The 23,745-nt window shown below is 53.4% G+C and carries 23 protein-coding genes, 1 tRNA gene and 1 other RNA gene; 9 read left to right on the top strand and 16 right to left on the bottom strand.

The features are described from left to right. Positions 1-12 precede the first annotated feature (12 nt). Positions 13-891 carry an aldose 1-epimerase family protein gene (locus tag H8S44_RS03555; protein ID WP_186873220.1) on the bottom strand — a complete coding sequence of 293 codons (879 nt, stop codon included), beginning with the start codon at positions 889-891 and terminating at the stop codon, positions 13-15. 383 nt (positions 892-1,274) lie between these two features. On the opposite strand from H8S44_RS03555, the gene H8S44_RS03550 reads away from it, so the two are divergent. Continuing rightward, positions 1,275-1,345, top strand: a tRNA-Gly gene (locus H8S44_RS03550). Positions 1,346-1,420: 75 nt separating this feature from the next. On the opposite strand, the gene arcC is transcribed toward H8S44_RS03550, so the two are convergent. Together arcC and H8S44_RS03540 are read right to left on the bottom strand one after the other, a co-directional pair. Beyond that, the gene (gene arcC / locus H8S44_RS03545; protein WP_186873221.1) at positions 1,421-2,359 is read right to left on the bottom strand and encodes a carbamate kinase; all 939 of its coding nucleotides are present in this window, start codon (positions 2,357-2,359) and stop codon (positions 1,421-1,423) included. 70 nt (positions 2,360-2,429) lie between these two features. After that, entirely contained in the window at positions 2,430-2,636 is a 207-nt protein-coding gene (locus H8S44_RS03540; protein WP_186873222.1) for a hypothetical protein, read from the bottom strand. A gap of 210 nt (positions 2,637-2,846) precedes the next feature. Here H8S44_RS03540 and H8S44_RS03535 point away from each other — a divergent pair, with 210 nt between their 5' ends. Next, positions 2,847-4,136: a DNA polymerase Y family protein gene (locus H8S44_RS03535; protein WP_186873223.1), complete on the top strand. Its 1,290-nt coding sequence runs from the start codon at positions 2,847-2,849 to the stop codon at positions 4,134-4,136. On the opposite strand, the gene H8S44_RS03530 is transcribed toward H8S44_RS03535, so the two are convergent. The 6 genes from H8S44_RS03530 to H8S44_RS03510 are packed head-to-tail and all read right to left on the bottom strand — an operon-like array spanning position 4,114 to position 11,456. Then, on the bottom strand, positions 4,114-4,878 hold the full coding sequence (locus H8S44_RS03530) for a type III pantothenate kinase (RefSeq protein ID WP_186873224.1): 765 nt from the start codon (positions 4,876-4,878) through the stop codon (positions 4,114-4,116). The two genes, H8S44_RS03535 and H8S44_RS03530, sit on opposite strands and share 23 nt — an antisense overlap. Continuing rightward, complete coding sequence (locus H8S44_RS03525; protein WP_186873225.1) at positions 4,875-6,173, bottom strand: AI-2E family transporter; 1,299 nt, start codon at positions 6,171-6,173, stop codon at positions 4,875-4,877. Before H8S44_RS03525 ends, H8S44_RS03530 begins: the two co-directional genes overlap by 4 nt. Next, positions 6,170-7,678, bottom strand: a complete 1,509-nt coding sequence (locus tag H8S44_RS03520; protein ID WP_243167477.1) for a penicillin-binding transpeptidase domain-containing protein — start codon at positions 7,676-7,678, stop codon at positions 6,170-6,172. The genes H8S44_RS03525 and H8S44_RS03520 overlap by 4 nt, the downstream gene beginning before the upstream one ends. 16 nt (positions 7,679-7,694) lie before the next feature. Further along, entirely contained in the window at positions 7,695-8,903 is a 1,209-nt protein-coding gene (locus tag H8S44_RS16300; protein WP_243167466.1) for a hypothetical protein, read from the bottom strand. 5 nt (positions 8,904-8,908) lie between these two features. Beyond that, positions 8,909-11,071 carry a M56 family metallopeptidase gene (locus tag H8S44_RS03515; protein WP_186873227.1) on the bottom strand — a complete coding sequence of 721 codons (2,163 nt, stop codon included), beginning with the start codon at positions 11,069-11,071 and terminating at the stop codon, positions 8,909-8,911. A gap of 1 nt (position 11,072) precedes the next feature. Further along, positions 11,073-11,456, bottom strand: a complete 384-nt coding sequence (locus H8S44_RS03510; RefSeq protein WP_186873228.1) for a BlaI/MecI/CopY family transcriptional regulator — start codon at positions 11,454-11,456, stop codon at positions 11,073-11,075. 185 nt (positions 11,457-11,641) lie between these two features. Between H8S44_RS03510 and H8S44_RS03505 the strand changes: the two genes are divergently transcribed. Both H8S44_RS03505 and H8S44_RS03500 read left to right on the top strand, forming a co-directional pair. After that, on the top strand, positions 11,642-12,508 hold the full coding sequence (locus tag H8S44_RS03505) for a PHP domain-containing protein (RefSeq protein WP_186873229.1): 867 nt from the start codon (positions 11,642-11,644) through the stop codon (positions 12,506-12,508). A gap of 5 nt (positions 12,509-12,513) precedes the next feature. Next, the gene (locus tag H8S44_RS03500) at positions 12,514-13,530 is read left to right on the top strand and encodes an alpha-hydroxy-acid oxidizing protein (protein ID WP_186873230.1); all 1,017 of its coding nucleotides are present in this window, start codon (positions 12,514-12,516) and stop codon (positions 13,528-13,530) included. A 132-nt stretch (positions 13,531-13,662) separates the two neighbouring features. On the opposite strand, the gene H8S44_RS03495 is transcribed toward H8S44_RS03500, so the two are convergent. Genes H8S44_RS03495 through H8S44_RS03485 form a run of 3 tightly spaced genes read right to left on the bottom strand, consistent with a single transcriptional unit; the run spans position 13,663 to position 17,006 of the window. After that, positions 13,663-14,538, bottom strand: coding sequence for a DegV family protein (locus tag H8S44_RS03495; RefSeq protein WP_186873231.1), 876 nt, complete (start codon positions 14,536-14,538; stop codon positions 13,663-13,665). Positions 14,539-14,569: 31 nt separating this feature from the next. Next, a complete protein-coding gene (gene pheA, locus H8S44_RS03490; protein ID WP_186873232.1) occupies positions 14,570-15,697 on the bottom strand; it encodes a prephenate dehydratase in 1,128 nt (375 codons plus the stop codon). A gap of 1 nt (position 15,698) precedes the next feature. Continuing rightward, the gene (locus tag H8S44_RS03485) at positions 15,699-17,006 is read right to left on the bottom strand and encodes a bifunctional folylpolyglutamate synthase/dihydrofolate synthase (protein WP_186873233.1); all 1,308 of its coding nucleotides are present in this window, start codon (positions 17,004-17,006) and stop codon (positions 15,699-15,701) included. Between the two features lie 124 nt (positions 17,007-17,130). Here H8S44_RS03485 and H8S44_RS03480 point away from each other — a divergent pair, with 124 nt between their 5' ends. From H8S44_RS03480 to H8S44_RS03470, 3 genes are all read left to right on the top strand, one after another. Then, positions 17,131-17,535: a putative ABC transporter permease gene (locus H8S44_RS03480; protein WP_330593539.1), complete on the top strand. Its 405-nt coding sequence runs from the start codon at positions 17,131-17,133 to the stop codon at positions 17,533-17,535. A 149-nt stretch (positions 17,536-17,684) separates the two neighbouring features. Next, positions 17,685-18,383 carry a VanR-ABDEGLN family response regulator transcription factor gene (gene vanR / locus H8S44_RS03475; RefSeq protein WP_186873234.1) on the top strand — a complete coding sequence of 233 codons (699 nt, stop codon included), beginning with the start codon at positions 17,685-17,687 and terminating at the stop codon, positions 18,381-18,383. 46 nt (positions 18,384-18,429) lie between these two features. Beyond that, positions 18,430-19,512, top strand: a complete 1,083-nt coding sequence (locus H8S44_RS03470; RefSeq protein WP_186873404.1) for a sensor histidine kinase — start codon at positions 18,430-18,432, stop codon at positions 19,510-19,512. A 303-nt stretch (positions 19,513-19,815) separates the two neighbouring features. Here the strand turns inward: H8S44_RS03470 and H8S44_RS03465 are convergent, their stop codons facing one another. Continuing rightward, entirely contained in the window at positions 19,816-20,247 is a 432-nt protein-coding gene (locus tag H8S44_RS03465) for an aspartate carbamoyltransferase regulatory subunit (protein ID WP_186873235.1), read from the bottom strand. Further along, positions 20,247-21,164 carry an aspartate carbamoyltransferase gene (pyrB, locus tag H8S44_RS03460; protein WP_186873236.1) on the bottom strand — a complete coding sequence of 306 codons (918 nt, stop codon included), beginning with the start codon at positions 21,162-21,164 and terminating at the stop codon, positions 20,247-20,249. The genes H8S44_RS03465 and pyrB overlap by 1 nt, the downstream gene beginning before the upstream one ends. Before the next feature lie 217 nt (positions 21,165-21,381). Between pyrB and H8S44_RS03455 the strand changes: the two genes are divergently transcribed. Beyond that, entirely contained in the window at positions 21,382-21,786 is a 405-nt protein-coding gene (locus tag H8S44_RS03455) for a PH domain-containing protein (protein WP_186873237.1), read from the top strand. A gap of 23 nt (positions 21,787-21,809) precedes the next feature. On the opposite strand, the gene rnpB is transcribed toward H8S44_RS03455, so the two are convergent. Further along, positions 21,810-22,209: RNase P RNA component class A (gene rnpB, locus H8S44_RS03450), an RNA gene on the bottom strand. Between the two features lie 157 nt (positions 22,210-22,366). On the opposite strand from rnpB, the gene H8S44_RS03445 reads away from it, so the two are divergent. Continuing rightward, a complete protein-coding gene (locus tag H8S44_RS03445; RefSeq protein WP_186873238.1) occupies positions 22,367-23,242 on the top strand; it encodes a homocysteine S-methyltransferase family protein in 876 nt (291 codons plus the stop codon). A gap of 57 nt (positions 23,243-23,299) precedes the next feature. On the opposite strand, the gene H8S44_RS03440 is transcribed toward H8S44_RS03445, so the two are convergent. Next, positions 23,300-23,737 (bottom strand): RrF2 family transcriptional regulator, encoded by a 438-nt coding sequence (locus tag H8S44_RS03440; RefSeq protein ID WP_186873239.1) that lies wholly within the window; start codon positions 23,735-23,737, stop codon positions 23,300-23,302. Positions 23,738-23,745: the final 8 nt, after the last annotated feature.

Raw genomic sequence — 23,745 nt, 5'->3', positions numbered from 1 at the left:
TTGTTTCTTGCCTTATTCCTCTACCACGATTTTATAAGCCGTCCGGAAGATCTCGCCTGCCTCCAGGCTCTGCTCGCCGTATTTATCCTTCAGTTCACCGGTAAAGCCCTTGTTATCGCAGCGGCCCAGCCAGGGCTCCAGGCAGATAAACGGAGCGTGTTTCTGTACCGGAGACCAGATACCTACGTGCCGGGCATCCGGACAAATCAGGGTGACGCGCCTCGTGCCGTCCGCTTCTTCCAGACTTACTTTCTTTACCTGTCCCTCATCGAAAACCATGGTATCTGCATCAAAGGTATGCTCATTTACCGTATATACCTGATCCGGCAACGCCAGCGTCACCGGATGTTCCGCGTCTGCGGTTCCAGTGGGCAGGTCGATACCGGTACAGGACAGACTGTCCATGCCCTCGAACACCAGACGGCAGCCCATGACAGAATCCACGTTGAAGGCCGGGTGGCCGCCGATGGAGTAATACAGGGTCTTCACGCCGGTATTCCTGACCGTCCACTCTACGCTGATGTGATTTTCCACGATTCGGTGGGTTACCAGAAGCTCGAAGTCAAAGGGATAATTTTTCTTCGTGGCCTCGGTGGACACCAGCCGGTGGGTCACGGCCGCAGCGCTTAGCTCCACGCACTCGAACTCGCTGTCCCGGGCAAAGCCATGGGCGCCCATGGCGTATTCTGCTCCATCATAACGATAAACGCCTCCGTTCAGCTTTCCCACAAAAGGAAACAGAATCGGCGCATGACGGCCCCAGTATTTCGCGTCCGCGTTCCACAGTACCTCCCTCTCTTTCTTCTTATCATATACTCTGGAGAGCTCCGCGCCCGCGTCGTTCACTTCTACTATAAGATATTCATTTTCCAGTGTCCGCATTTCTGCCATCTCTTTTCCTCCTGCCCGGCCTGCTGCCGGTTTTCTTCTCTTTCACCCACCGCCTCGCTTTGCGGCAGGATATCATATCTGGCGACATTATATCATATTCTCCCCTCCATTTCCAATCCTTACCGCGATTTTCGTTTCTCTTAAGCATTCGTTAAGGAAATCCGTCCTTTTTTTATCATTCTTTTAGAAACTGGACATACTTTGAACACATTTTGTCCTTATAATAAACGTCAGATAGTTGATTAAGACATCACTATCTCCCCCCTCATAAGAAAAAGAGAAACCGTCCGGGTAGTTGGGCGGTTTTTCTTTTCCTTCAGAAGAATAATGTTTGCATTCCGGGTATGAAAGTGCTATATTAAACATAGAATTTTAATAGCCATGCAGATATAGTTCATCGGTAGAACACCAGCTTCCCAAGCTGGGGAGGCGGGTTCGATTCCCGTTATCTGCTTCCAATCGAGTAAAAGAGCCTGCCGGATTTCACATTCGACAGGCTCTTTTGTCCTATAACTCATTTTTTATTTTCTTATTTTTCTTTAATAACCGTACCTGCCTGCTCATGCAGCGCTTCCTTTGCCTTAGACAGCTCCGCAATGACTGCCACACGGCCGGGACGGCCGGATACGAAGGAGGCTCCTGCCGCCATCTTCGGAAGAACGGATCCCTTGGGGAACTGGCCTGCTGCCGCATACTCCTGCACCTCTTCGGGGCTTACCAGATCCAGCTGCTTCTCCCGATCGGTTCCGTAGTTGATACAGATCTTGTTCTCACCGGTCAGAATCATCAGCATGTCCGCGTCCAGAAGCTCTGCCATCTTTCCGCTGGCATAGTCCTTCTCGATGACTGCGCTGGCTCCCTTTAAATGCCCCCGCTGCTTCAGAACCGGGATTCCGCCGCCACCGCAGGCGATGACTACCTGATCCGCGTTCAGAAGAGTGCGGATGGCGTCGATTTCCACAATATCCGTGGGCTTCGGAGCCGCGATCACACGGCGGAAGCCTTTTCCTTCCTCTTCGATTACAAAGTTGCCCTTTTCTTCCTCAGCCTCTGCCTCTTCCTTTGTCATATAACGTCCGATGACCTTGATGGGCTCCGCAAAGGCTTCATCATAAGGATCCACCACCACCTGGGTAATGATGGTGCTGACGGTCTTCAGGATACCCCGGCTTAAAAGCTCCTCCCGGATGGCATTCTGAAGGTCATATCCGATATAGCCCTGGCTCATGGCCGAGCAGACTGACATGGGCGCGAAAGTATAGTTCTCATGCACCTTTCCGAACTCATTCAGCGCCGTATGAATCATACCCACCTGGGGCGCATTGCTGTGGCAGATGGCCACCTGACAGCCTTCCTCTACCAGATCAGCCACGGCCTTCGCCGCGTTCTTTACAGCTGTCATCTGCTCCGGAAGGGTCGTTCCCAGAGCTTTATGTCCCAAAGCAACTACTACTTTTTTCTTTTCCATATCCGTATCCTCACTGTTCTAAAGCTATTAAGGCTATTATAATGTCTTTATCCCCAAAAATCAATAAACTCTACACATAATTCATCTGGCATTTCACGCAGCTGCTGTTCCGGCTGCAATGAAAATCCTCCACCAGATCATCCACTCGGCTGCAACTGGCCGCGATAAAGGTCACCGTATGAATCACCTTGGATGAATCCGTCGGGCAGATGCTCTCAAACTTCTCCGTATATCTCCGGTCCTCTTCCCGGGCATGTTCCTTTCTGTTTTCTGTCATAGCTGGTCTCCTTTTCTGACAAATCCCTCTGGGTTCCAGTGTATCACGTTCTTTGGGATGAATCAATTTGTAATCCATTTTCTCTATATAAACTGCATGCCATTTTTTCGTTTTCAGTTGCAAACATACGTTCTTTCCATTATACTGATAGTATCGAATGACAGAAAAACCGACCAAGTTCTGGCAAAGCTGAAAGGAGGACTCCCCTGCATGAAGCCCGTTATCTTTCATATTGATGTAAATTCCGCCTACTTAAGCTGGACCGCCCTGGAACGGCTGAAGGAAGGAAGCTCTACAGATCTGCGGGAGATTCCCTCCATCATCGGCGGTGACGAGAAGAGCCGGCACGGCATCGTGCTGGCCAAGTCCATTCCGGCGAAAAAGTACGGGATTCAGACTGCGGAACCGGTGGCCTCCGCCCTGCGAAAGTGCCCGGGCCTGGTGGTGGAGAAGCCCGACCACACCATGTACCGCCGCTACAGCCGGGCCATGATGGAGCTGCTTTCCGGGTATACGCCGGATCTGGAGCAGGTGTCCATCGATGAATGTTATCTGGACTTCACGCCCATCGCCCACCTCTATCCGTCCCCGGAGAAGGCGGCGGCACAGATCCGCGACCAGATCTTTGAGACCTTCGGCTTCACGGTCAATGTGGGGATCTCCCATGTGAAGGTGCTGGCAAAGATGGCCAGCGACTTCGAGAAGCCCGGGAAAGTCCATACCCTGTATCCGGAGGAGATTCCTGTGAAAATGTGGCCCCTGCCGGTCTCCGACCTTTTCATGGTGGGGCACCGCAGCGCCGAGCGCCTGAAGACCTACGGCATTCGCACCATCGGTGACCTGGCCCACACGGATCCTTCTTTTCTGACCTCCCATTTCAAAAGCCATGGAAAGCTCATGTGGGAGTTTGCCAACGGCATCGATCCCTCTCCCGTAGTGTCCATCAGACAGGAGGCCAAGGGCGTGGGGAATTCCATCACTCTGGCTTCGGACGCGACCACGGCGGAGGCGGCAAAAAAGGTACTCCTGTCCCTGGCGGAGAGCGTGGCCGCCCGCCTGCGAAAGGCCGGGCAGCTGGCCGGAACTGTGGCTGTGGAACTGAAATACGCCGACTTCACCAAAGCCTCCCACCAGTCTTCCACCCTTTCCCCCTGTAATGACACGGACGCCATCTACCGCCTGTCCTGCTCCCTCTTCGACCAGGTCTGGAACGGCGAACCCATCCGACTTCTGGGGATCCGCTCCTCAAGGCTCACCGCTGAAGGAGAACCGATACAGCTCTCGATTTTTGATCTGCCCCTGCATGCCACACCTGCAAAGCCAATGGCCGCCGAAACTGCTTTTTCCGGATCAGGGGGCGCAAAAAAAGAAGGGGAACACGTTCATTCCCCTTCTCCGGAAAAACTGAAGAAACTGGACGCCGCCATGGACGTCATCCGCAAAAAGTATGGACAAAATGCCATTCACAAGGGCGAACTCACTGATTTCTCCGATAGATAAGCTTCAGTCCCTTCAGAAGCAGGGCGTCATCCATCTGAATCTTACATCTGCAGTAGGGAACCAGATATCTGGCCATCCCTCCTGTGGCTACCACCGTCACAGAAGCCCCCAGTTCTTCTTCAATGCGGGCGATCATCCCGTCCACACAGGCCGCGTTTCCGTACAGCACGCCGCTCTTCATGCAGTCCACTGTGTTGCTTCCGATAAACTTCCGGGGCGGATCCAGACTGATCTTCGGCAGCTGGGAGGTCCGGCTGATAAGGGAATCCAGGGCCACGCCCACACCGGGCATAATCATCCCCCCCATAACCTGCTTTTTCCCGTTGACTACCGTAAATGTGGTAGCTGTCCCCAGATCCACCACCACCAGCGGACATGGATATTCTTCCGTGGCCGCCACTGCGCCCACCACCAGATCCGGGCCCAGTTGGGCCGGATTGTCAATGCGGATATCCAGTCCTGTCTTTACACCCGGCCCCACCACCAGCACCTCTCTTCCGATGACCTTGGCCGCCGCCCGCTCCATGACTCCGGTCAGGGGCGGAACCACCGAGGACAGAATGCCGCCATCCAGCTCCTTCCGGTTGATTCCATACATCTCCAGTACAGTCTTCATGCTGATGGCGTACTCCAGCTCAGACTTCTTTGGATCTGTATGCAGCCGTTCCACGAAGATGATCTCGTCTCCCCGGATACAGCCGATGACGATATAAGTATTGCCGATATCCACTGCCAGAATCATACCTGTTCCTCCTTCTGTTCCCCGTCTTTTTCTTTTTCCGGATGCTCCAGATCATAGTTCTGCACGTAGCGCACCCGGCCGTCCTTCTCTTCCACCGCCATCAGCTCCTGATAGACCTCCGTGCTGGTAGTGAGATTTCTCTTTTTCAGAAGCAGATTCGAGCACTTTTTCACCAGATCGTAAATCACCGCAAAAGCAGGCACTCCGATGATCATGCCCACAAAGCCCAGCAGGCCGCCGAATACCAGAATGGCAAACAGCACCCAGAAGCTGGAAAGTCCCGTGGAATTACCCAGGATCTTCGGCCCCAGGAAATTGCCGTCAAACTGCTGCAGCACCAGAATCAGAATCAGGAACCACAGACACTGGATGGGGCTCACAGTCAGCACCAGGAGGGCGCTGGGAATGGCGCCGATGTAGGGGCCGAAGAAAGGAATGATATTGGTCACGCCCACCACCACACTGATCAGCATGGTGTAGGGCAGCTTCAACAGGCTCATGAAGAAAAAGCACAGACAGCCGATGATCAGGGAATCGATGAGCTTTCCGCTGATAAATCCGCCGAACATCCGGTCAATGAGACGGCACTCATCCAGAATGGCATTGGCCATCGGCACCTTAAAGAAGCTGTAAATAAGCTTTTTTGCCTGGGCCGCAAACTTCCGCCGGTTTCCCATCATATAGATGGCCGCGATGAGACCGATGAGCAGGTTCTTTACCACCACGATGGCGCTCCAGAGGCCTGCGGATACGCCGCTGACAATGGTCTGCATATTGGGCAGAAGCTTGGTCTCCAGCCAGGTTTCCACATTATTGTATACCGTGTTGATGAACTGATTTACATAATTACTCACCAGTTCGTTATCCTCCAGAAGCTGTTGAATCCAGGCGCTTCCCCTCTCTACGATGGAGGGAAATGCCAGTACGATACTGCGGATACTCTCAAATACCTGGGGCAGTACCATGGCCAATAACAGGTAAATCACCAGTATTCCAAACAGCATACTCAAAGCGATTCCGGCCGCCCCCGAAATGCTTTTCACGGTTTTTTCTTTTTTCAACTTTCCACGCAGGAACAGCTGTAGATGCCGCTCGATAAAGTTGCACACAGGCGTCAGGAGATAGGCTATCACCGCTCCATAGATAAAGGGCATCAGGATCCCCTTCATCACCGCCCAGGCCGCCAGGATCTGGTCAAAACGAAACAGCATAAAAAAGAAAAGAATACAAAGAATCACGCCCAGTGCTCCCGCCAGACTGATGTACACGTATTTTTTGAATTGGTCTTCTTTCATTGTCCATCCTCATTTCTGTACACGTCGAAGCCCTTCATTCCTCTGGAAATCACATAGGTGCTTCCGCCGCGTTCCTTTACGTCTTCTATCATCACCGTAAGGAGAAGCGGCCGGTCATTGTCTTCCGCGGACAGTCCCACAAACCAGCCCAGATCCTTTCCTCCGCTCATGGAAGCGCTGCCCGTGAGCCCGGCCATCCTCCAGTCCTTCCGCTGGGCCTCATGGGCTGAACCATCTGGTTTCTCCACATTCTGGTACATTTCCGTCAGAAGCTGTTCCGCTTCCTCCGGGGAAAAGACCTGCTCCTTCTGAACCTTCTTTTCCGCTCCCAGAAGCAGCTGGGGCTCCAGGCAGTCGCCGCCGTTCAACAGAGCCGTATAGCGGGTACACAGCTCCAGAGGCGTCTTTCCCTGCTCCCAGGTGGACTGATACCGGTTTTCCAGGGGACGGGCCTCGTCCTCGTTCAGGGCCTTCCATGCGCTGGAGGTATATCCCATGACGAAATCGTTGGAATCATAAGCCGGTGTACTGACCAGAGCCAGCAGTTCTCCGGTGGTAGGATCCATGGCTACCGCGCAGGCTCTGTCCTCCTCCAGTTCCTGGAAGAGATACTGCTGCAAGGTAATATCGATGGACAGTCTCACATTCTGTCCATCCTCCGCAGGCTTTTCCAGAACGGTGTCCTTCACATCCCCGTTCTCATCCAGAATCTGGATACTGTAGCCGTCTCGGGGACGGAGCTGATCCTCATAGGTACGCTCCACGCCCGCCTTTCCGATGATGCTATTCTGATTATACCCCTGTCCGCTCCTTTTTTCCAGTTCTTCCGCCGTAATATTCTGCACATACCCCAAAAGATGTGCTGTTTTCTCTCCATAGGGATAATAACGCACCATGGTATCGGTGATCATGACCCCCGGAATCTCCAGAAGCTGCTTCTTCAGCTCCGAAGCATCCTTGGCCACGGTCCGCAGGGGTACAAAGGTATCCTCCCGCACCCAGCCCGCGCTTAAAGCCTTTTCAATCTTCTCCGTGCTCATCTCCAGAAGCTCCGAAAGCTGAGTGACGGCGCTGTCCCGATCCTCCGGCAGCTTGCCGGGCACCAGCCCCACGGAGGAAGCCACGCCTTCCCTGGCCAGTTCCACCTGATTCCGGTCATAGATGACCCCTCTCTTTGCCCGGGTGACCTTCACCCGCACCTTATCCGTATTGTACAGATTCGGGAAAATATCCTGACTGTCCCAGCTCATTTTGTAGACGCCCTCTTCATTCTCCGTGAACAGGGCCACCGTATCGAAGGACAGCTCCCCAGCCACTGTATCCATGGTCAGGGTATAGGCCACCCGTCGTGTCTCTCCCTTTTTTCCCGCTTTTTTGTCCTCCGGCTCCTGAATCTCCGCCCGGATATCCGAGGCCTGGATTCCTCCGTAGATATTTTTATATCGGTTTACATAAGTTTCTTTGTCTGTGGTACTCCGGGCTTCCTCAGACAGGTAGGTATACATTTCTTCATAGTTCTTTTCATTTAAAAGCTGCAGATACTCCGTCAGAAGCTCCTCCGGCTGTGTCTGCTTTTTCCCACAGCCGGAAACCAGCAGTCCCATAAGTAAAATCCCCATCAGAAGTACGCTCCGCCATACCGCTCTTCCCGATTCTGTATTCCCGTTTCCATGTATTGTCCTCTTCATAGCTTCCTCCTTCTTCCGCCTGCTTCTCCCGGCAGGTCACTGTGAAGCTGCCTCCGCCCCGGTAGCTCAGTCTGTAGGTCATAGCCCGCTCCGTCTCCAGTTCTGTCCGCAGCAGATCTCCGTTCAGCCCTTCCACAAGGGTCTGTATATCTCTCTCCTCCTGATAGGTTTCATCCGACACGGCTCCGTCCAGCCACAGAGTCATTTTCCCGGATCGGGAGTCCCTGTAGTCCACCAGGTAACTGCCCGTATACCGATACTCGCTGTCATACCCGGCCAGAAACAGATAGAGTTCCTGAATGGTCCCATCCGGCTGAAAATCGATCTGAACCGCATTCACCAGGCACAGATGCTCCGGAAGCTTCGTCTTTTCTGCCAAATCCAGGAAAATTCCCAGAACGCCGTCCCGGTACAGGTTATTATGGGTCAATATCACCTGACGGCTGTTCCGCCATTCATCGATCTTCCAGGACAGCTTACCGTTATACTTCATACCGCTCCAGGCCACGCCTCCGCATCCGGCCACTGTCACCAGGACCAGAGCCAGAGCCACGGGTACTTTCCAGAACTGACGGGCAAACAGTCCCCGCTGGGTCAGCTTCATGATGAGGAGCTCCCGGTTCTTCCCCGTCAGCTTCTCCATATCCAGCCACAGGAACCTGTGTCCCTTCAGGAAGAGGGCAATCCGCTCCTTTTCCCGGCGGTACCACTGCACTTCCCCGAAGCTGTACCTGCCTCCGTCCGGCAGACGAAACTCATTTTTCTCGATCTCCAGCTCCGTATATAGCTGCTTTCTGCTCCGTTTCTGATAGAAAAGAAGTTCCGCCTGAACCCAGAGCCAGTATATCAGGAACAGCAGCCCGCAGGCTCCCAGCACCGGAACTCTTCTTCGCACCCCGCCGTACATGCAGAACCGGTACAAAGTCCGCCAGGCAAAGGCGTACACTGCCAGCAGCACCGGATGGTACAGCCGTCTCTGCCGCAGATCCCGGCGCAGCTCCCGCTTCCATTTTTTCTGTTCCTTTTTCAAAGCCTTCTCCATGGCTCCTACCTCCGATAAACCATCCCTGTATAGCTCCAGCTCTCACCCAGATCCTCAGACTCAAAGCGAAGCTTCGTTCCGCCCAGCTCCGAGTATTCCTCCATACCCAGATAGAGATACAGCTTTCCGTCCCGCTGCTCCGGTGGGTAGGCCATGGTATACCAGGAGGCCTCCTCCGTATCCGGAATGGGCAGTTCCACCAGGCTCCAGTTTCTGCCGCCATCCACGGTCCGATACAGCTCCGGCCACTGGGAGCTTCGGATGGTCACAAAACCCACCTGATCCGTCACAAAGGCTCCGCCCGTCATCAGAGAATGGGCCCCATCCGTTCCGTACCAGGTCTCCGGCTCCACCCGGGTCCAGCTGGCCCCTCCGTCCTCCGTGTGGTACAAAAGGCTGCCCTCCTGCCACATGGTTCTCCATCCTGTGGCAAACAAGAAGCCCTGCTGCCCGTCCGGGAAGCTTAAGAACAGCCGCCGCACTGCCGTATCATCTCCTGAAACTACGGTAGTATACCAATGCTTTCCCTGATCCGTACTGCAGGTCACCTTCACCGGGACCGTCAGGGATCCTCCGTAGGCATATGCCTGTATTTCATCGGAACTCACATAGCTTTTCTCCTGGGGACCGCTCAGAGCTCCGTCCATCTCATCTCCCCGGGCTGTCAGCTCCTCCATGGGAACCGGCGGCAGTTCTGCAGGTTCGCTTTCTTCGCTCTTCAAATCCGCCAGCACCACAAAGGAATAGTCCTCTTCCGGATGCGCTGTCTTAAGAGCCTCCAGTGCCGCTCCTGTGTCTGCCACGCCCACCAGCTCATAAACATGGTCGCTCAGGGCTTTCACATGAAGCGCCCAGTCGTAATATCGATAGTCCGTCCCCTTAACTCGGATCACCGTTCCTTCCGGCAGCACTCCCGATGTCTCCTGCTCCCCTCCATCGGCGATCTCCCGGAACAGCACCCGGCACACATATTCCTCCGCATCTCCTGCCAGCAGGGTCTCGTCCGTCACCTCCAGGCCATTATAACCCATTCCGGTCTCCGGATCGTAAGTGCTTCCCTGCTCCTGGTCCTCGAAATACATCAGATACCGCCAGGCGAAATCCCGGCTGTCCAGATATCTGGCTTTGCTTGTGATTCGCAGCTGCCAGGGGCCCTCCGCCGTATCTGTCATATCCTCATAGGCCGTATCCGGGTATGCGTCGCTCTTCTGCTGCGCCCAGTCGGAATAGGAATCTGCCCCTGCAGGCTCCAGATCGGCCATGGCCGCCACTGCAGTCTCCGTGAAGCCCTCCGGTGCCTCATAGCCCAGATAGAGATTCACCGATGCCTCCTGCCGGTAAGCGTTCTCCTGCACATCCCGGCGAATCTGTCCGCCTGAGAGAAGCGCGCAGAGAACCGCTTCTCCGGTCAGAAGCAGGAATGCCGCCGCACCTGCGCTCCAGCCCGGCTCCCTCTCCCGGGTCACCACCTGAAGTCTGGCCTTCATAATAGAGCTGCTGTTATAAAAGTAAGCGGAATAGGCTTGGGACCGATCCCGGCCTCTTCGCAGGGAATCGATAAGAAACTGGGCATAGGCGCCCCGCTCACTCTCGCCTTTTCCCTCCGTTACCCGCTGATCACAGGCGATCTCCACGTCCCGGTAAGCCGCGTTCTTTAAAAGCCAGACTGCGGGCTGAAACCAGAACAGGCACTGGCCAGCTGTAAAAAGCAGTTTATACCAGAGATCCCGCTGCTTCACATGGGTACATTCGTGAAGGAAGACCATCCGAAGCTCCGCAAAGCTGTATTCCCGATCCGGAATCAGCATCACCGGATCCGCAAAACCCAGCACCAGCGGCGTGGTGACGGCGCTGCTCCGGTACAGAGGCGGTATCTTTTCACACTCCACCTCTGCGGCCGCCTGGGAGCAGGCGCTCCGTATCCAGGATTCCTCCAGGGGAACCATAGCCCTCACCGCTTCCCGCCGGAAGTTCTGATAAGAAAAGATCTGCCACAGCCCCAGAAGGGAACTGACCCCCAGCCAGATCCCGGCTATCAGGCCCGGCCGCCACAGGAAAGGATAATCCCACCGAAGCACATAGAGCCGCAGCAGTACCAGTCCGTGGAGAAGTATCAGCTCCGTCAGCAAAAGAACCCAGAGAATCTTCCGATATTTTGCCTGTCTCATCTCAGCTCCGCCCCCTTCTCTGTCTGTCCAGGAACTCCTGCAGCTCGTCCAGATCCCGATCGGACAGCTCCTCTCCGCTGCCCAGAGCCGTCATAAAGTTCCCCACGGAATTCTGGTAGAGCCGTTTCCAGATACTGCGGCTCTCCTCCCGGAGATAGGTCTCCTTCTCCACCAGCGGGCGATAACGATTCGTCTTTCCGTCCCGTTCCACTTCCAGAAAGCCCTTTTCCTGAAGCCGGGAAAGGAAGGACAGCACCGTGGTAGCCGACAGCTTCCGCTCTGCCGGAAGCCGGTCCTCGATCTCCGACCGGGTTACGGAACCTTCCGCGTCCCAGATAATCATCATCAGTTCCAGCTCAGAATCCGGAAGTCGTTTTCCTGCCATGTTCATTTCCTCCTGTTTTTATTTCATATAGATAGTATGACATGTTTTATCTTCTGCATTTGCCGAAGTCATTTTCTTTTATTCTACATTTGCCAAAGATCTATGTCAAGAATTTTGTTGAATTTTCCGGCAAAACTCTATAAAATAATCCCTGGAATCTATTGTATAAAAAGGACGGAACTTTCATGAACGAATCCGGTTTCATCGATCTTCATACCCATTCCTCCTGTTCCGACGGAACTTTCACTCCCACGGAACTGGCCCGCTATGCCGCTGAAAAGGGACTGGCTGCCTTTGCCCTGACCGATCACGATACGGTGGACGGACTTTCTGAGGCTGCCATGGCTGCTTCAGCCTGCGGCCTGGAGTTTGTGCCGGGTATCGAATTTTCTACAGAATATCAGAGTCGGGACATCCATATCGTAGGATTGGATATTCACCCGGAACAGGCAGATTTTTCCCGGAAGCTTCTGGACTTTCAGAAAAGCCGGGATGAACGGAATGCGGAAATGCTGGAACGGCTCCGCACCATCGGCGGCTTCGACCTTACGGAAGAAGAGCTGCGGGCCGCCTACGGGCAGGACACGGTACTAACCCGGGCCCATTTCGGACGCATGCTCTTTGAAAAGGGCTATGTCTCCTCCATCAGCGAAGCCTTCGACCGCTATCTGGGCGATCGCTGCCCCTGCTTCGTACCCCGGAAAAAGACGGCTCCCGAGGAGGCCGTCGGCCTCATTCTCGCTGCAGGCGGCATCCCGGTCCTGGCCCATCCCCTGCTGTACGGTATGGGCGCCGACCGGCTCACAGAACTGACCCTGAAGCTGAAAAACGCGGGACTGAAAGCCCTGGAAGCCCTGTATTCCACCTACACCGCCCGGGATGAAAACCAAATGCGCCGTCTGGCCAGACAGACAGGCCTTCAGATCTCCGGCGGTTCGGACTTTCACGGAAAGAACAAGCCCTTCATCGATCTGGGCAGCGGCCGCGGGAACCTGAAGATTCCCTATGAGATTCTGGAACAGCTCCGAAAAAATACTCTGGAAAGAAGGTAATACAAATGAATTATAAGGAATGTATCGAACTGGCAAAAGGAAAGGTAGGCGCATACTGCAAGGCCTGTCCCGAGTGCAACGGAAAGGCCTGCCGCAACCAGATGCCCGGTCCCGGCTCCAAAGGCATCGGCGACACCGCTATCCGCAACTATGACAAATGGAAAGAGATCCGGGTACAGATGGACACTTTGGTGGAGAACCGCCCCATCGACACCTCTCTCTCCCTCTTCGGAAAGACCTTCAAATACCCCTTCTTCGCAGGCCCCGTGGGCGCTGTGAATCTTCATTACGGAGACTCTTTAAACGACGTCTCCTACAATGATATTCTGGTGTCCGCCTGCGCTGAGTTCGGCATCGCGGCCTTCACCGGAGACGGCACCGACGCCAACGTGATGGTGGCGGCCACCAAGGCCATCAAAAACGCAGGCGGCTTCGGTATTCCCACCGTAAAGCCCTGGAACCTGGAAACCATCCGGGAGAAGATGGCTCTGGTTCACGATGCGAATCCCTTCGCCGTAGCCATGGACATTGATGCCGCAGGACTTCCCTTCCTGCAGAACCTGACCCCTCCCGCCGGAAGCAAGTCCGTGGATGAGCTTCGGGCCATCGCGGAGGAAGCAGGCGTTCCTTTCATTGTAAAGGGTATCATGACTGTCAAAGGCGCTCTGAAGGCAAAGGAAGCAGGCGCGGCAGCCATCGTAGTCTCCAACCACGGCGGCCGTGTACTGGATCAGTGCCCGTCCACCGCCGAGGTGCTGGAGGAGATCGCCCAGGCTGTGGACGGCTCCATGAAGATTCTGGTGGACGGCGGCATCCGCAGCGGCGCGGACGTGTTCAAGGCTCTGGCCCTGGGCGCAGACGCGGTCATCATCGCCAGACCCTTTGTGACTGCCGTTTACGGCGGAGGCCGGGAAGGCGTGGAGTCCTATGTGAATAAAATCGGCGGAGAGCTGAAGGACACCATGGCCATGTGCGGCGTAGCTTCTCTGGACGAAATTACCCGCGACTGCGTGAGAATCTAATCCGACAGGCAGCAGCCTGACCGCAGCCTATGATCATAAGACAGCCCGGAAGAAAGGACGGGCCCCAGGGCTCCCCTTTCTTCCGGGCTGTCTTTTTTGATTCTCTTTTCCGTTCCGAAACTTTCTTTTTCCCTATCGCGGCCGTCCCATAAAAAACAGCGCCAGAGTACCGGGACCCGAATGGGCTCCGATGGTGGGTCCCACATAGTTGATCACAAACTCCCGGATACCAAATCGCTCTTCAATGAGCTTCTTCAGGTATTCCGCATCCTCCTGACAGTCTCCGTGGCTGATAAATACCACATCATTCTCCGCCTCGAAGCCTTTCATCTGCTCCGCCATCCGATCCACCAGGGCCGCGATGGACTTCTTTCGTCCCCGTACCTTTCCGATGGCGGTCAGATGCCCCTCATCATCCACGTGAAGAATGGGCTTAATATTGATCATCGTTCCCAGAATAGCCGTGGCTTTGGACACCCGGCCGCCCCGATGCAGATGGAACAGATCATCTACCGTAAAATCATGGCAGAATTCCAGTTTATGGGCTTCTACCCATGCCGCCGTCTCATCCAGTGATTTTCCTGCTTCCCAAAGCTGTACCGCTCTATGCACCAGCAGGCCCTCACCTAAGGAAGCGCTCAGAGAATCGATCACCCGCACCGTTCTGTCCGGATATTTTCCTTCCTCACGGATCTCCTCGGCCGCCATACGGCTGCTGTTATAGGTACCGCTCAGGCCTGAGGAAAAAGCGATGTACAACACGTCTTTTCCCTGTTCCAGGCAGGCTGTCATGGCCTCCTTTGCCTGTTCCGGATTCACCTGGGATGTGGTGGGCATGGATCCATCCCGCATTTTTCTATAGAACTCTTTTACATCCAAGGGATGCTCCCGGTCATAGGTGGTTCCCTCCATCATATAGCTCAGAGAAAGAATCTGGAGCTTATGCTCCCGGATATAACTCTCCGGCAAATCAGCTGTAGTATCAGTCATAATTACATAGGGATTCATTTCCGTTCCTCCTTTTATCATGTAACTTCTTCTAGTAATTTCCAAGGATCTTCAGATTCAGCGCTTCCTCACGGATACCCCGCAGGGCATTTTTCACCGCGCTGTCATTTAAGTTGCCTTCAAAGTCCACAAAAAAGTGGTACTCCCAGTTCCGATCCGGTATGGGACGGGACTCAATCCGGCACAGATTCAGATTATTGTAGATAAAATGGGAGAGCACATTGTACAGACAGCCGCTTTCATGGGTGACCTCAAAGCAGATGCTGACCTTTTTTGCATCCTTCGAGAAAATAGGCTGGTTGGTGACAATCAGGAACCGGGTGGAGTTATTGCCGCTGCGGTTGATACCCTCCTCCAGAACCTTCAGCCCGTACTGCTTCGCCGCCAGGGGGCTTGCGATGGCCGCCTGGGTCTTATCGCCCTCTTCCGCCACCTTCCGGGCCGCCACTGCCGTGTTCAGCGCCTCTTTCTTCGTCCAGTCTCTGTGTTCATCCAAATATGCGGCGCACTGCATCAGCCCCTGTACATGGGAGTATACCGTCCGGATATCAGAAATCTCCGCATCCGGCGTGCCCAGCAGGGCATGCTGAATCGAAAGAATCTGCTCGCCTACGATGTAATTGTCATATTCTCCCAGGAGGTCATAATTATCATTGACTATACCCGCCGTGGAATTCTCGATGGGAAGCACCGCATAATCCGCCATGCCCTCCGCGATGGCGTCCATGGCGTCCCGCCACCGTTCCACATGGAAATGATCCACCTGCTCGCCGAAAAAGGCGAACATGGCCTGCTGGGTGTACGCACCCTCCACGCCCTGATACACCACCCGGACCTTTTCCTTCTCCAGCTTATCCACCATTACAAAGGGCAGGCGGCCCAGGGCTTTCTCCTCCATCATACGGTACTGGAGCTTCCGGCTCATGGCCATGATCTGCTTAAAAAGCTCCTCCACTCCATGGCTGTTAAAATCATTATGAGTCAGAGCCTTGACAGCCTCCAGCTTCTGCTGCTCCCGCTCCTTATCCAGAATCTTCTTTCCGGTGGCCACTTTGTACTCCGCCACTTCCCGGGAAATTCCCATCCGTTCTTCAAAAAGCGCCACCATCTGCCGGTCAATCCGGTCGATCTCTACGCGCAGTTCCTTCAAATCTCTCATCTTAACTCTCCTGCTCTTTCTTCCGGGCCTTCGCCTGTACTGTCCGGGTCAGCTCCCCCAGATAGGACAGAGAACCGAAGGCCAGAATCATATCACCCTTTCCCGCATAGCTCCAGGCACGCTCTACTGCGTCTCCGAGGCTGTCCGCAGCCTCCACCTTTGAATTATACTTTCTTACAGTCTCCATAAGCTTTTCCGCAGGCAGGGCCCGGGGATTGTCCGGTGTCATGACGGTAATCACCTGATCTGCCAGGGGCGTCAGCTGACTCATAACGTAATCGTATTCCTTATCTGCCAGTACGCCTGCGATCAGTACCTTCCGTTTCTCCGGAAAGTAGAGCTCCAGGGTCTCCCTGAGGCGGTCCGCCGCGTCCCGGTTATGGGCTCCGTCCACCAGGAACAGAGGCTCACGGTCAATAACCGTAAATCTTCCCGGCCACACGGTCTCCGTCAGTCCTTTCCGCAGGGCTTCGTCAGATATGTCATATCCCAGTTCCCGCAGCACCAGCACCGTCTCCACCGCCAGAGAGGCATTGTCCACCTGCCAGCTTCCGGTGAGTCCCGGCCGCAGCCCCTTATACTCCCGATAAGTAAAGGTCTGATCCTCGAAAACATAGCGTACATCCCGGATCGCGTCCCGTTCCACCATATGGAATCCTGCCTGTTTTTCCTCTGCCACCCGTTTCAGGACTGCTTCCACCTCCGGCCGCTGGGCCGCACTGACCACCTGGCTGCCCGGCTTGATGATCCCGGCTTTCACCGCTGCAATCTCCTCCACCGTATTGCCCAGGAAGCCCATGTGATCCATGCCGATCTCCACGAATACGGAGGCCAGAGTGCTCTTTATCACATTGGTGGCGTCCGTCATGCCGCCCATACCACACTCCAGCACCACCACGTCGCACTGCATTTCCCGGAAATACAGAAAGGCCATAGCCGTCTCCGTCTCGAACGTGGTGGGGTGGGCGAAACCATCCCGCAGCATCTCCTGTCCCGCCTGCCGCACCTGCTCTGCCAGCCGTGCCACTGCCTCCTCAGTAATATATTCCCCATTCACCTGGATCCGCTCCCGGTAATCGAAAATTACCGGGGACAGATAACGTCCTGTCCGGTAGCCCGCTTCTTTTAAAACGGTGGACAGATAAGCAAGGGTGGAGCCCTTGCCATTGGTGCCCGCGATGTGAATAAACTTCAGATCGTCCTGGGGATTTCCAAGCCACTTCATGAGCTCGGTGATGGTATCCAACCCCAGCACATAGCCGTATTTCGCCGTATCATCTATAAAAGCTCTCGCTTCTTCATATGTCATTATGTTTTCCTCGATTTCTCTGAATTTCTTTTCCATTATACTTTACCCACCTGTCGATTGCAAGACCGAAGCCGCTCTTCCGTCCGTCCGCATAATTTTCCCGATTCCAGAACATACTTCTTCCATGATGAAAAATAAATTTATCCAATGCGGCCTTCTGGGCTGGTGTCTGGAGATCTTCTGGACCGGCCTCAAGTCCCTCCGGCAGCGGAAAATGAAACTGATGGGTCAGTCCTCCATCTGGATGTTCCCCATCTACGGTATGGCCTTTCTTTTCGCTCCCCTGTCAAAGCTCCTACGCAGAAGGAGTGCCTGGTTCCGGGGAAGCGTCTACATGTGCCTGATTTTCTTGATGGAATACGTGAGCGGAACCATCTTAAAAAAGCGGAACTGCTGCCCCTGGGACTACAGCCATGCAAAACTGAACATCCACGGGGTCATTCGTCTGGACTACGCCCCCGTATGGTTTCTGACCGGACTTTTATACGAAAGGTTTCTAACCCGCACTGACCGCCGGAAAACCTTATGAAAATGTGAAAAGAATCTTAATTTTCCAAACTACAGGATCATTTTTGTCCCATTTCTGCTATACTGAAACCGATCCGTGATCGATTATCTATGAGAGATTCCATACCGGATCCTGCACAACGTGTGTAATACAGAAATGGAGTGTCTGAAATGGCTGAGACAAAAATTCTGGTCGCAGACGATGAGAGAGAAATCGCAGACCTGCTTGAATTATATCTGAAAAATGAATCCTACGAGGTACACAAATTTTACAATGGAACGGAGGTCCTGGCCTATCTGGAGCAGGAGACTCCGGATCTGGCCATCCTGGATGTGATGCTCCCGGATATCAGCGGCTTTACCATCTGTCAGAAAATCCGGGAGTCCCACAACTTTCCCATCATCATGCTGACCGCCCGGGATGAAGAGATCGACAAAATCACCGGACTGTCTCTGGGCGCGGATGATTATATGACCAAACCCTTCCGGCCACTGGAGCTCATCGCCCGGGTGAAAGCCCAGCTGCGCCGCTTTACCCAGTACAATGCGGCCCCTGCCCAGGAGGATCCGGATTCCATCACTGTCTCGGGACTGACCATCAATAAGCGGGACCATACCTGTACTCTGAATGAAAAACCGCTGGCTCTGACTCCCACCGAGTTTTCCATCCTCTGGAGTCTCTGTAAAAACCGGGGCGAAGTGGTCAGCTCCGACCGTCTCTTCTACGACGTGTGGGGCGAAAAGTACTACAGTACCAATAACAATACCATCATGGTGCATATCCGGCATCTCCGGGAAAAGATGAACGACTCCAGCGAGAAGCCCAGGTATATCAAGACCGTATGGGGAGTGGGGTACAAAATTGACTAAGGATTCGAGAAAAAGCAAAAATCATTATGTGCTCTTTGAGCGGAAAATGATGCGGAAGATCCTGTCCCTGGTGCTGGCTGCCATCGGAGCTGTCTTCCTGCTTCGGGAGTTGATCCGGGGCCGCTTCGGCAACACAGTCGTGGGCTTTCTCACCGGACTGTTCCACCTGGACTACGATGACGCCCTCTATATCTACGAAGTCACCTTCCGGAACAATCTGGATTTCATCATTGCGGCCGCCATCATCATCGCCATCATTGTTGTATTCCGCTATTCCATCCGCTGGGTGACCGAGTACTTCGACGAGATTCTGGCAGGCTGCGATGCCCTGCTGGACGAAAAGGAGGAGCTCATTACTCTTTCCCCGGAAATGGCGGCGCTGGAGCTGAAGCTGAATGAGTGCAAGACCATCCTGGAAAAGCGGGAACGGGACGCCCGGCAGGCTGAGGAACGCAAAAACGACCTGGTCGTCTACCTGGCCCACGATATCCGCACGCCCCTGACCTCTGTCATCGGCTATCTGGATCTGATGAAAGAAGCGCCGGATCTGCCCCCGGAGCAGCGGGCCAAATATCTGTCTATTACCCTGGACAAGGCCTACCGGCTGGAGCAGCTCATCAATGAGTTTTTCGATATCACCCGTTTTAACCTGCACAACATTACACTGACCCGGGAAAATATTCCCCTTTCTTTTCTGCTGATGCAGCTTGCGGAAGAATTCTATCCCATTCTGGCCCCCGGCGGAAAGTCCATTCATATGGAAGTTCCGGAGGATCTGATCCTGCCGGGCGACCCGGACAAGCTGGCCCGGGTTTTCAACAACATTCTGAAAAATGCGGCTGCCTATAGTTTTCCGGACACAGCCATTGAAATCCGTACCCGGAAGGATGAAAAAGAAAAAACCATTCATATTACCTTCACCAATCAGGGGCCGCAGATTCCCGCAGAGCAGCTATCAGCCATCTTTGAAAAGTTCTATCGGCTGGATGACGCCCGCTCTTCCGAAAAAGGCGGTGCAGGACTGGGACTGGCTATCGCCAAAGAAATTGTCACGGCTCATCACGGAACTATCTTTGCGGAAAGTACCAAACAGGGGACTGTCTTTTCCGTGGTTCTGCCTGCAGTCTGAACTGCAGACAGACCACCGTAGGCAGTCCCCTGTTTGCTCTGTGAGCCTTCTCCCCATCCAATTTTTCACATTCTATCACTATATACTCCAGGATTCCTTTACGCGCCCGATAGGAGACAGAAATGGGGCTTCCGCGATGAATTCTGTATCGTTAACACAATCTAATATTTTCTTTCATAATCCAACACAATTTCATTATATTCTCACACGTTAAAATGTCACTTCAACATTTTATAAAAGAAAAATGGTGCTGGACATAACACCCAACACCAAGTTTTTCTGACTCTGTATAAAATTTCTTTATTATCTCTTGTACTTTTCCTCGCAGTACTTGCAGCGGTACACCTCTTTGCGCGGATCCGTCAGAACAAAGACCTGATCCAGCTCCTGTTCAATGGAGGTAATACAGCGGGGGTTCTTACATTTTACAATATTGCGAATCTCCTTTGGAAGAGTCAGCGTCTTTTTCTCCGTTACCTTCTCGTCCTTTACAATATTCACTGTAATATTATGGTCGATGAAGCCCAGTACATCCATATCGATATAATCAATGGGACACTCGATCTTCATCAGGTCCTTCTTTCCCATCTTGTCACTGCGGGCATTCTTGATGATAGCCACGGTGCAGTCCAGCTTATCCAGGTTCAAATATTTGTAAATCTCCATGCTCTTGCCGGCCTGGATGTGATCCAGTACGAAGCCCTCAGAGATCCGTCCTACGCTTAACATTGACATTATACATTCACCTCCAGAAGTGTGAGAATCAGCGCCATTCTAACGTAGACGCCATACTGTACCTGCTTGAAATAAACAGCCCTCGGGTCATTGTCCACCTCTACAGAGATTTCATTGACTCTGGGCAGCGGATGGAGTACCAACATATCCGGCTTAGCCAGATCCATTTTTTCTTTATTTAAAATATAGAAGTCTTTCAGACGTACATAGTCCTCTTCGTTGAAAAAACGCTCTTTCTGGACGCGGGTCATGTACAGCAGATCCAACTCACCGATGACATCTTCCAGGCGCTCCACTTCCTTATATTCCTGACCATTGGCATCCAGTACTTCCTCACGGATGTAACTGGGAATCCGCAGCTCCTCCGGGGAAATGAATACAAAGCGCACGTTCTCGTAACGAACCAGAGCCTTCACCAGAGAATGCACGGTACGGCCGAACTTCAGATCGCCGCAGAGACCGATGGTAATATGGTCGAGACGACCTTTCAGGGAACGGATGGTCATCAGATCTGTCAGGGTCTGGGTGGGATGCTGATGGCCGCCATCGCCTGCGTTAATGACCGGGATCCCGGAAACTGCGGACGCAACCATCGGAGCTCCCTCTTTCGGGTGCCGCATTGCACATATATCAGCATAACAGGAAATCATACGAATCGTATCGGAAACACTTTCTCCTTTAGATGCGGAACTGGATGCCGCGCTGGAAAAGCCTAAGACCTGACCACCTAAGTGGATCATTGCAGATTCAAAACTAAGTCTTGTTCTTGTACTCGGTTCATAAAATAATGTCGCCAGTACCTTACCGTCACAGGCGTGTGCGTATTTTGCAGGATTCTTCTCGATGTCACTGGCCAGATCCAGGACCTTCGCTACTTCTTCCACAGAAAAATCCAACGGGCTCATAAGATGTCTCATAATAACCTCCCATTTGGCTTTGTTAATTTTTATCTCGTAATATATTACATCAAACTTTTCCGAATTTCAACAAATATCTTTTGCAAAATCATACTTTTTCAAGTATACTTTTAAGTAACGTAAGTTTTATAACTTTACCTGTGAAACAGACGCAGGTATTTCAATTCAAGGCATCCGGATATTCATTTCCCGGTTTGCCGGAAAGTGAGGCACTCTTATGGAATTCAGAGAAAAAAAGCGCTGGGTCTTCTTAGGACTTCCCCTTAGCTTTACCACTTATACCATTACCGAGGAGATCGTCACCATCGAACAGGGATTCCTGAACCGGAAAGAGGACGACTGTTATATGTATAAGATTCAGGATGTGACCCTGACCACCAGTCTCTTCGAACGTATCATGGGATTGGGCACCATCATCTGCAATACAGGCGACGTAACCCATCCCCGTCTCGAGCTTACCCATATCAAGAACGCCCGGGCCATCAAGGATTTCATTCTGCAGCAGTCGGAAGATCAGCGGATGAAGCGTCGTACCCTGAACACTCAGAATATCGGCGCTATGCCGGATCCGGACAGCATACATGACATCCACGATGATTGTGGGATGCCGCATATGCACTAAAAAGAGCCCCCGTACGGGGGCTCTTTTCAGGCAAAGCGGTAAGCCGGGTTATGTCATTGGATGTTCATCTATCTAGTCCTGCCGTCGCCGGCAGGCTCAAGCGACCCACCTGAGACACCCGGGCCGGGTTATGTCTCGTTTCGGTCTTGCTCCGGACGGGGTTTACATGGCTCCGCCTGTTACCAGACGGACGGTAGTCTCTTACACTGCCTTTCCACCCTTACGTCAGCAATGAGCCCAGTATACCTGAAATTGCTACGCACTGCCGGGTATCCTCGGCTCATTGCTGACGCGGTATCTTTCTGTTGCACTGTCCCTGGAGTTGCCTCCGCCGGACGTTATCCGGCGTCCTGCCCTGTGGAGCCCGGACTTTCCTCACCTGGCACCTTTCGGCCTGCCAGCCGCGAACATCTGCTTTACCTGCGTGTTTCAGTATAGCACGGGGATTTTTCCCATGCAAGTACAGATTTCCGTCATTCCGCTATTTTTCTTCAAAGTTTCTTGACGGACCAAGAGATTTCTACTATCATGAAATTAATTATGCTGCTTCAGGCAGTATCTGGATAAGAGGAGGCACATTATGACAAAAGAAGAACTGACGAAACGCCTTGGAAACGGAACTCTGATTCTGGACGGAGCCACCGGCTCTAATCTGATGAAAGCCGGTATGCCCAAAGGAATCTGCACCGAGCAATGGGTAGCCGAACATCCGGATGCCATTATCCAGCTGCAGAAAGCTTATGCGGAGGCAGGCTCAGACATTGTCTACGCCCCCACTTTTATGGCAAATCCCATCAGTCTGGGAACCCACGGTCTGGCTGCTGAAACCGAGCGTCTGAACCACACTCTGGTAGGTCTGTCCCGAAAAGCAGTGGGCAATCAGGTTCTGGTGGCCGGAGACCTGACTACCACCGGGAAGCTTATGGAACCCCTGGGACCCATGAAATATGAAGATCTGTATGAATCCTATAAAAAACAGATTTCCTGCCTGGCAGAAGCAGGCGTGGATCTTCTGGTGGCAGAGACCATGCTGGCTTCCAATGAAACGCTGGTCATCCTGGACGCGGCCCAGGCGGTCTGCGACCTGCCGGTATTCTGTACGCTGACCATGGAGGCCGACGGAAGCCTGTTCTTCGGCGGCAATATATTCGACGCAGTGGAAGAGCTGGAAGCCATGGGCGCCTTTGCCGTGGGCTGTAACTGCTCCACAGGCCCGGATCAGCTGGAGTCTGTGATTGCCGGTATCCGGAACCGGATATCCATCCCGGTCATTGCCAAGCCAAACGCAGGTATGCCTTCCATCTCTCCCGAGACCGGTGAGGCTGTTTACAGCATGGCACCGGAGGATTTTTCCAAAAGCATGCTGAAGCTTAGAGCTGCCGGCGCATCGATTCTGGGCGGCTGCTGTGGAACCACACCGGAATTTATCCGTGAACTGAAGAAGGCGCTTATTTAACAGGAGCCTATAAGGAAAACCCGGCACATGCCGGGTTTTCTTTCGTTCGCTTCTCTCTTAAATATAAAACTCACTTCCGCTGCGCGCTCTCTGCTGCTCCAGCAGATCTTCCAGCGTCACACTGTCCACATAATCCGTAATCACCTGATAGAGTCCCTGCCAGAAAGGCAGCGTCGCACATTCCACCTGACGCGGACAGGTATTCACATCCTGTGCCAGGCAGGCCACCGGCGCCAGGTCACCTTCCGCATAACGCAGAATCTCTCCCACGGTGTAATCCTTCGGCGCTTTCGCCAGACGATAACCTCCCTGTGGCCCCCGCACACTCTCCAGCAGTCCCAGCTTCCCAAACTGGGATACAATCTGCTCCAGATACTTCAGAGATACCTCCTGTTTCGCCGAAATCTCCTTCAGCGGCACATACTTTCTATCTCCGTGCGCAGCCAGCTCCAGCATAAAGCGGAGGGCATATCGTCCTTTTGTAGAAATCTTCATATTTACTT

The organism is Anaerosacchariphilus hominis, assembly GCF_014290175.1.
In the GTDB taxonomy this organism is placed as follows: Bacteria; Bacillota; Clostridia; order Lachnospirales; family Lachnospiraceae; genus Laedolimicola; species Laedolimicola hominis.
The sequence above is the reverse complement of the archived record's forward strand: the minus strand, read 5'-3'. Positions and strand labels throughout refer to the sequence as shown.

Coding starts and splice junctions, on each gene's coding strand:
- H8S44_RS03555 (WP_186873220.1), bottom strand. CDS start 891: ATGGCAGAAATGCGGACACTGGAAAATGAATATCTTATAGTAGAAGTG.
- arcC (WP_186873221.1), bottom strand. CDS start 2,359: ATGGAAAAGAAAAAAGTAGTAGTTGCTTTGGGACATAAAGCTCTGGGA.
- H8S44_RS03540 (WP_186873222.1), bottom strand. CDS start 2,636: ATGACAGAAAACAGAAAGGAACATGCCCGGGAAGAGGACCGGAGATAT.
- H8S44_RS03535 (WP_186873223.1), top strand. CDS start 2,847: ATGAAGCCCGTTATCTTTCATATTGATGTAAATTCCGCCTACTTAAGC.
- H8S44_RS03530 (WP_186873224.1), bottom strand. CDS start 4,878: ATGATTCTGGCAGTGGATATCGGCAATACTTATATCGTCATCGGCTGT.
- H8S44_RS03525 (WP_186873225.1), bottom strand. CDS start 6,173: ATGAAAGAAGACCAATTCAAAAAATACGTGTACATCAGTCTGGCGGGA.
- H8S44_RS03520 (WP_243167477.1), bottom strand. CDS start 7,678: ATGTATACCTACCTGTCTGAGGAAGCCCGGAGTACCACAGACAAAGAA.
- H8S44_RS16300 (WP_243167466.1), bottom strand. CDS start 8,903: ATGGAGAAGGCTTTGAAAAAGGAACAGAAAAAATGGAAGCGGGAGCTG.
- H8S44_RS03515 (WP_186873227.1), bottom strand. CDS start 11,071: ATGAGACAGGCAAAATATCGGAAGATTCTCTGGGTTCTTTTGCTGACG.
- H8S44_RS03510 (WP_186873228.1), bottom strand. CDS start 11,456: ATGGCAGGAAAACGACTTCCGGATTCTGAGCTGGAACTGATGATGATT.
- H8S44_RS03505 (WP_186873229.1), top strand. CDS start 11,642: ATGAACGAATCCGGTTTCATCGATCTTCATACCCATTCCTCCTGTTCC.
- H8S44_RS03500 (WP_186873230.1), top strand. CDS start 12,514: ATGAATTATAAGGAATGTATCGAACTGGCAAAAGGAAAGGTAGGCGCA.
- H8S44_RS03495 (WP_186873231.1), bottom strand. CDS start 14,538: ATGAATCCCTATGTAATTATGACTGATACTACAGCTGATTTGCCGGAG.
- pheA (WP_186873232.1), bottom strand. CDS start 15,697: ATGAGAGATTTGAAGGAACTGCGCGTAGAGATCGACCGGATTGACCGG.
- H8S44_RS03485 (WP_186873233.1), bottom strand. CDS start 17,006: ATGACATATGAAGAAGCGAGAGCTTTTATAGATGATACGGCGAAATAC.
- H8S44_RS03480 (WP_330593539.1), top strand. CDS start 17,131: ATGATGAAAAATAAATTTATCCAATGCGGCCTTCTGGGCTGGTGTCTG.
- vanR (WP_186873234.1), top strand. CDS start 17,685: ATGGCTGAGACAAAAATTCTGGTCGCAGACGATGAGAGAGAAATCGCA.
- H8S44_RS03470 (WP_186873404.1), top strand. CDS start 18,430: ATGATGCGGAAGATCCTGTCCCTGGTGCTGGCTGCCATCGGAGCTGTC.
- H8S44_RS03465 (WP_186873235.1), bottom strand. CDS start 20,247: ATGTCAATGTTAAGCGTAGGACGGATCTCTGAGGGCTTCGTACTGGAT.
- pyrB (WP_186873236.1), bottom strand. CDS start 21,164: ATGAGACATCTTATGAGCCCGTTGGATTTTTCTGTGGAAGAAGTAGCG.
- H8S44_RS03455 (WP_186873237.1), top strand. CDS start 21,382: ATGGAATTCAGAGAAAAAAAGCGCTGGGTCTTCTTAGGACTTCCCCTT.
- H8S44_RS03445 (WP_186873238.1), top strand. CDS start 22,367: ATGACAAAAGAAGAACTGACGAAACGCCTTGGAAACGGAACTCTGATT.
- H8S44_RS03440 (WP_186873239.1), bottom strand. CDS start 23,737: ATGAAGATTTCTACAAAAGGACGATATGCCCTCCGCTTTATGCTGGAG.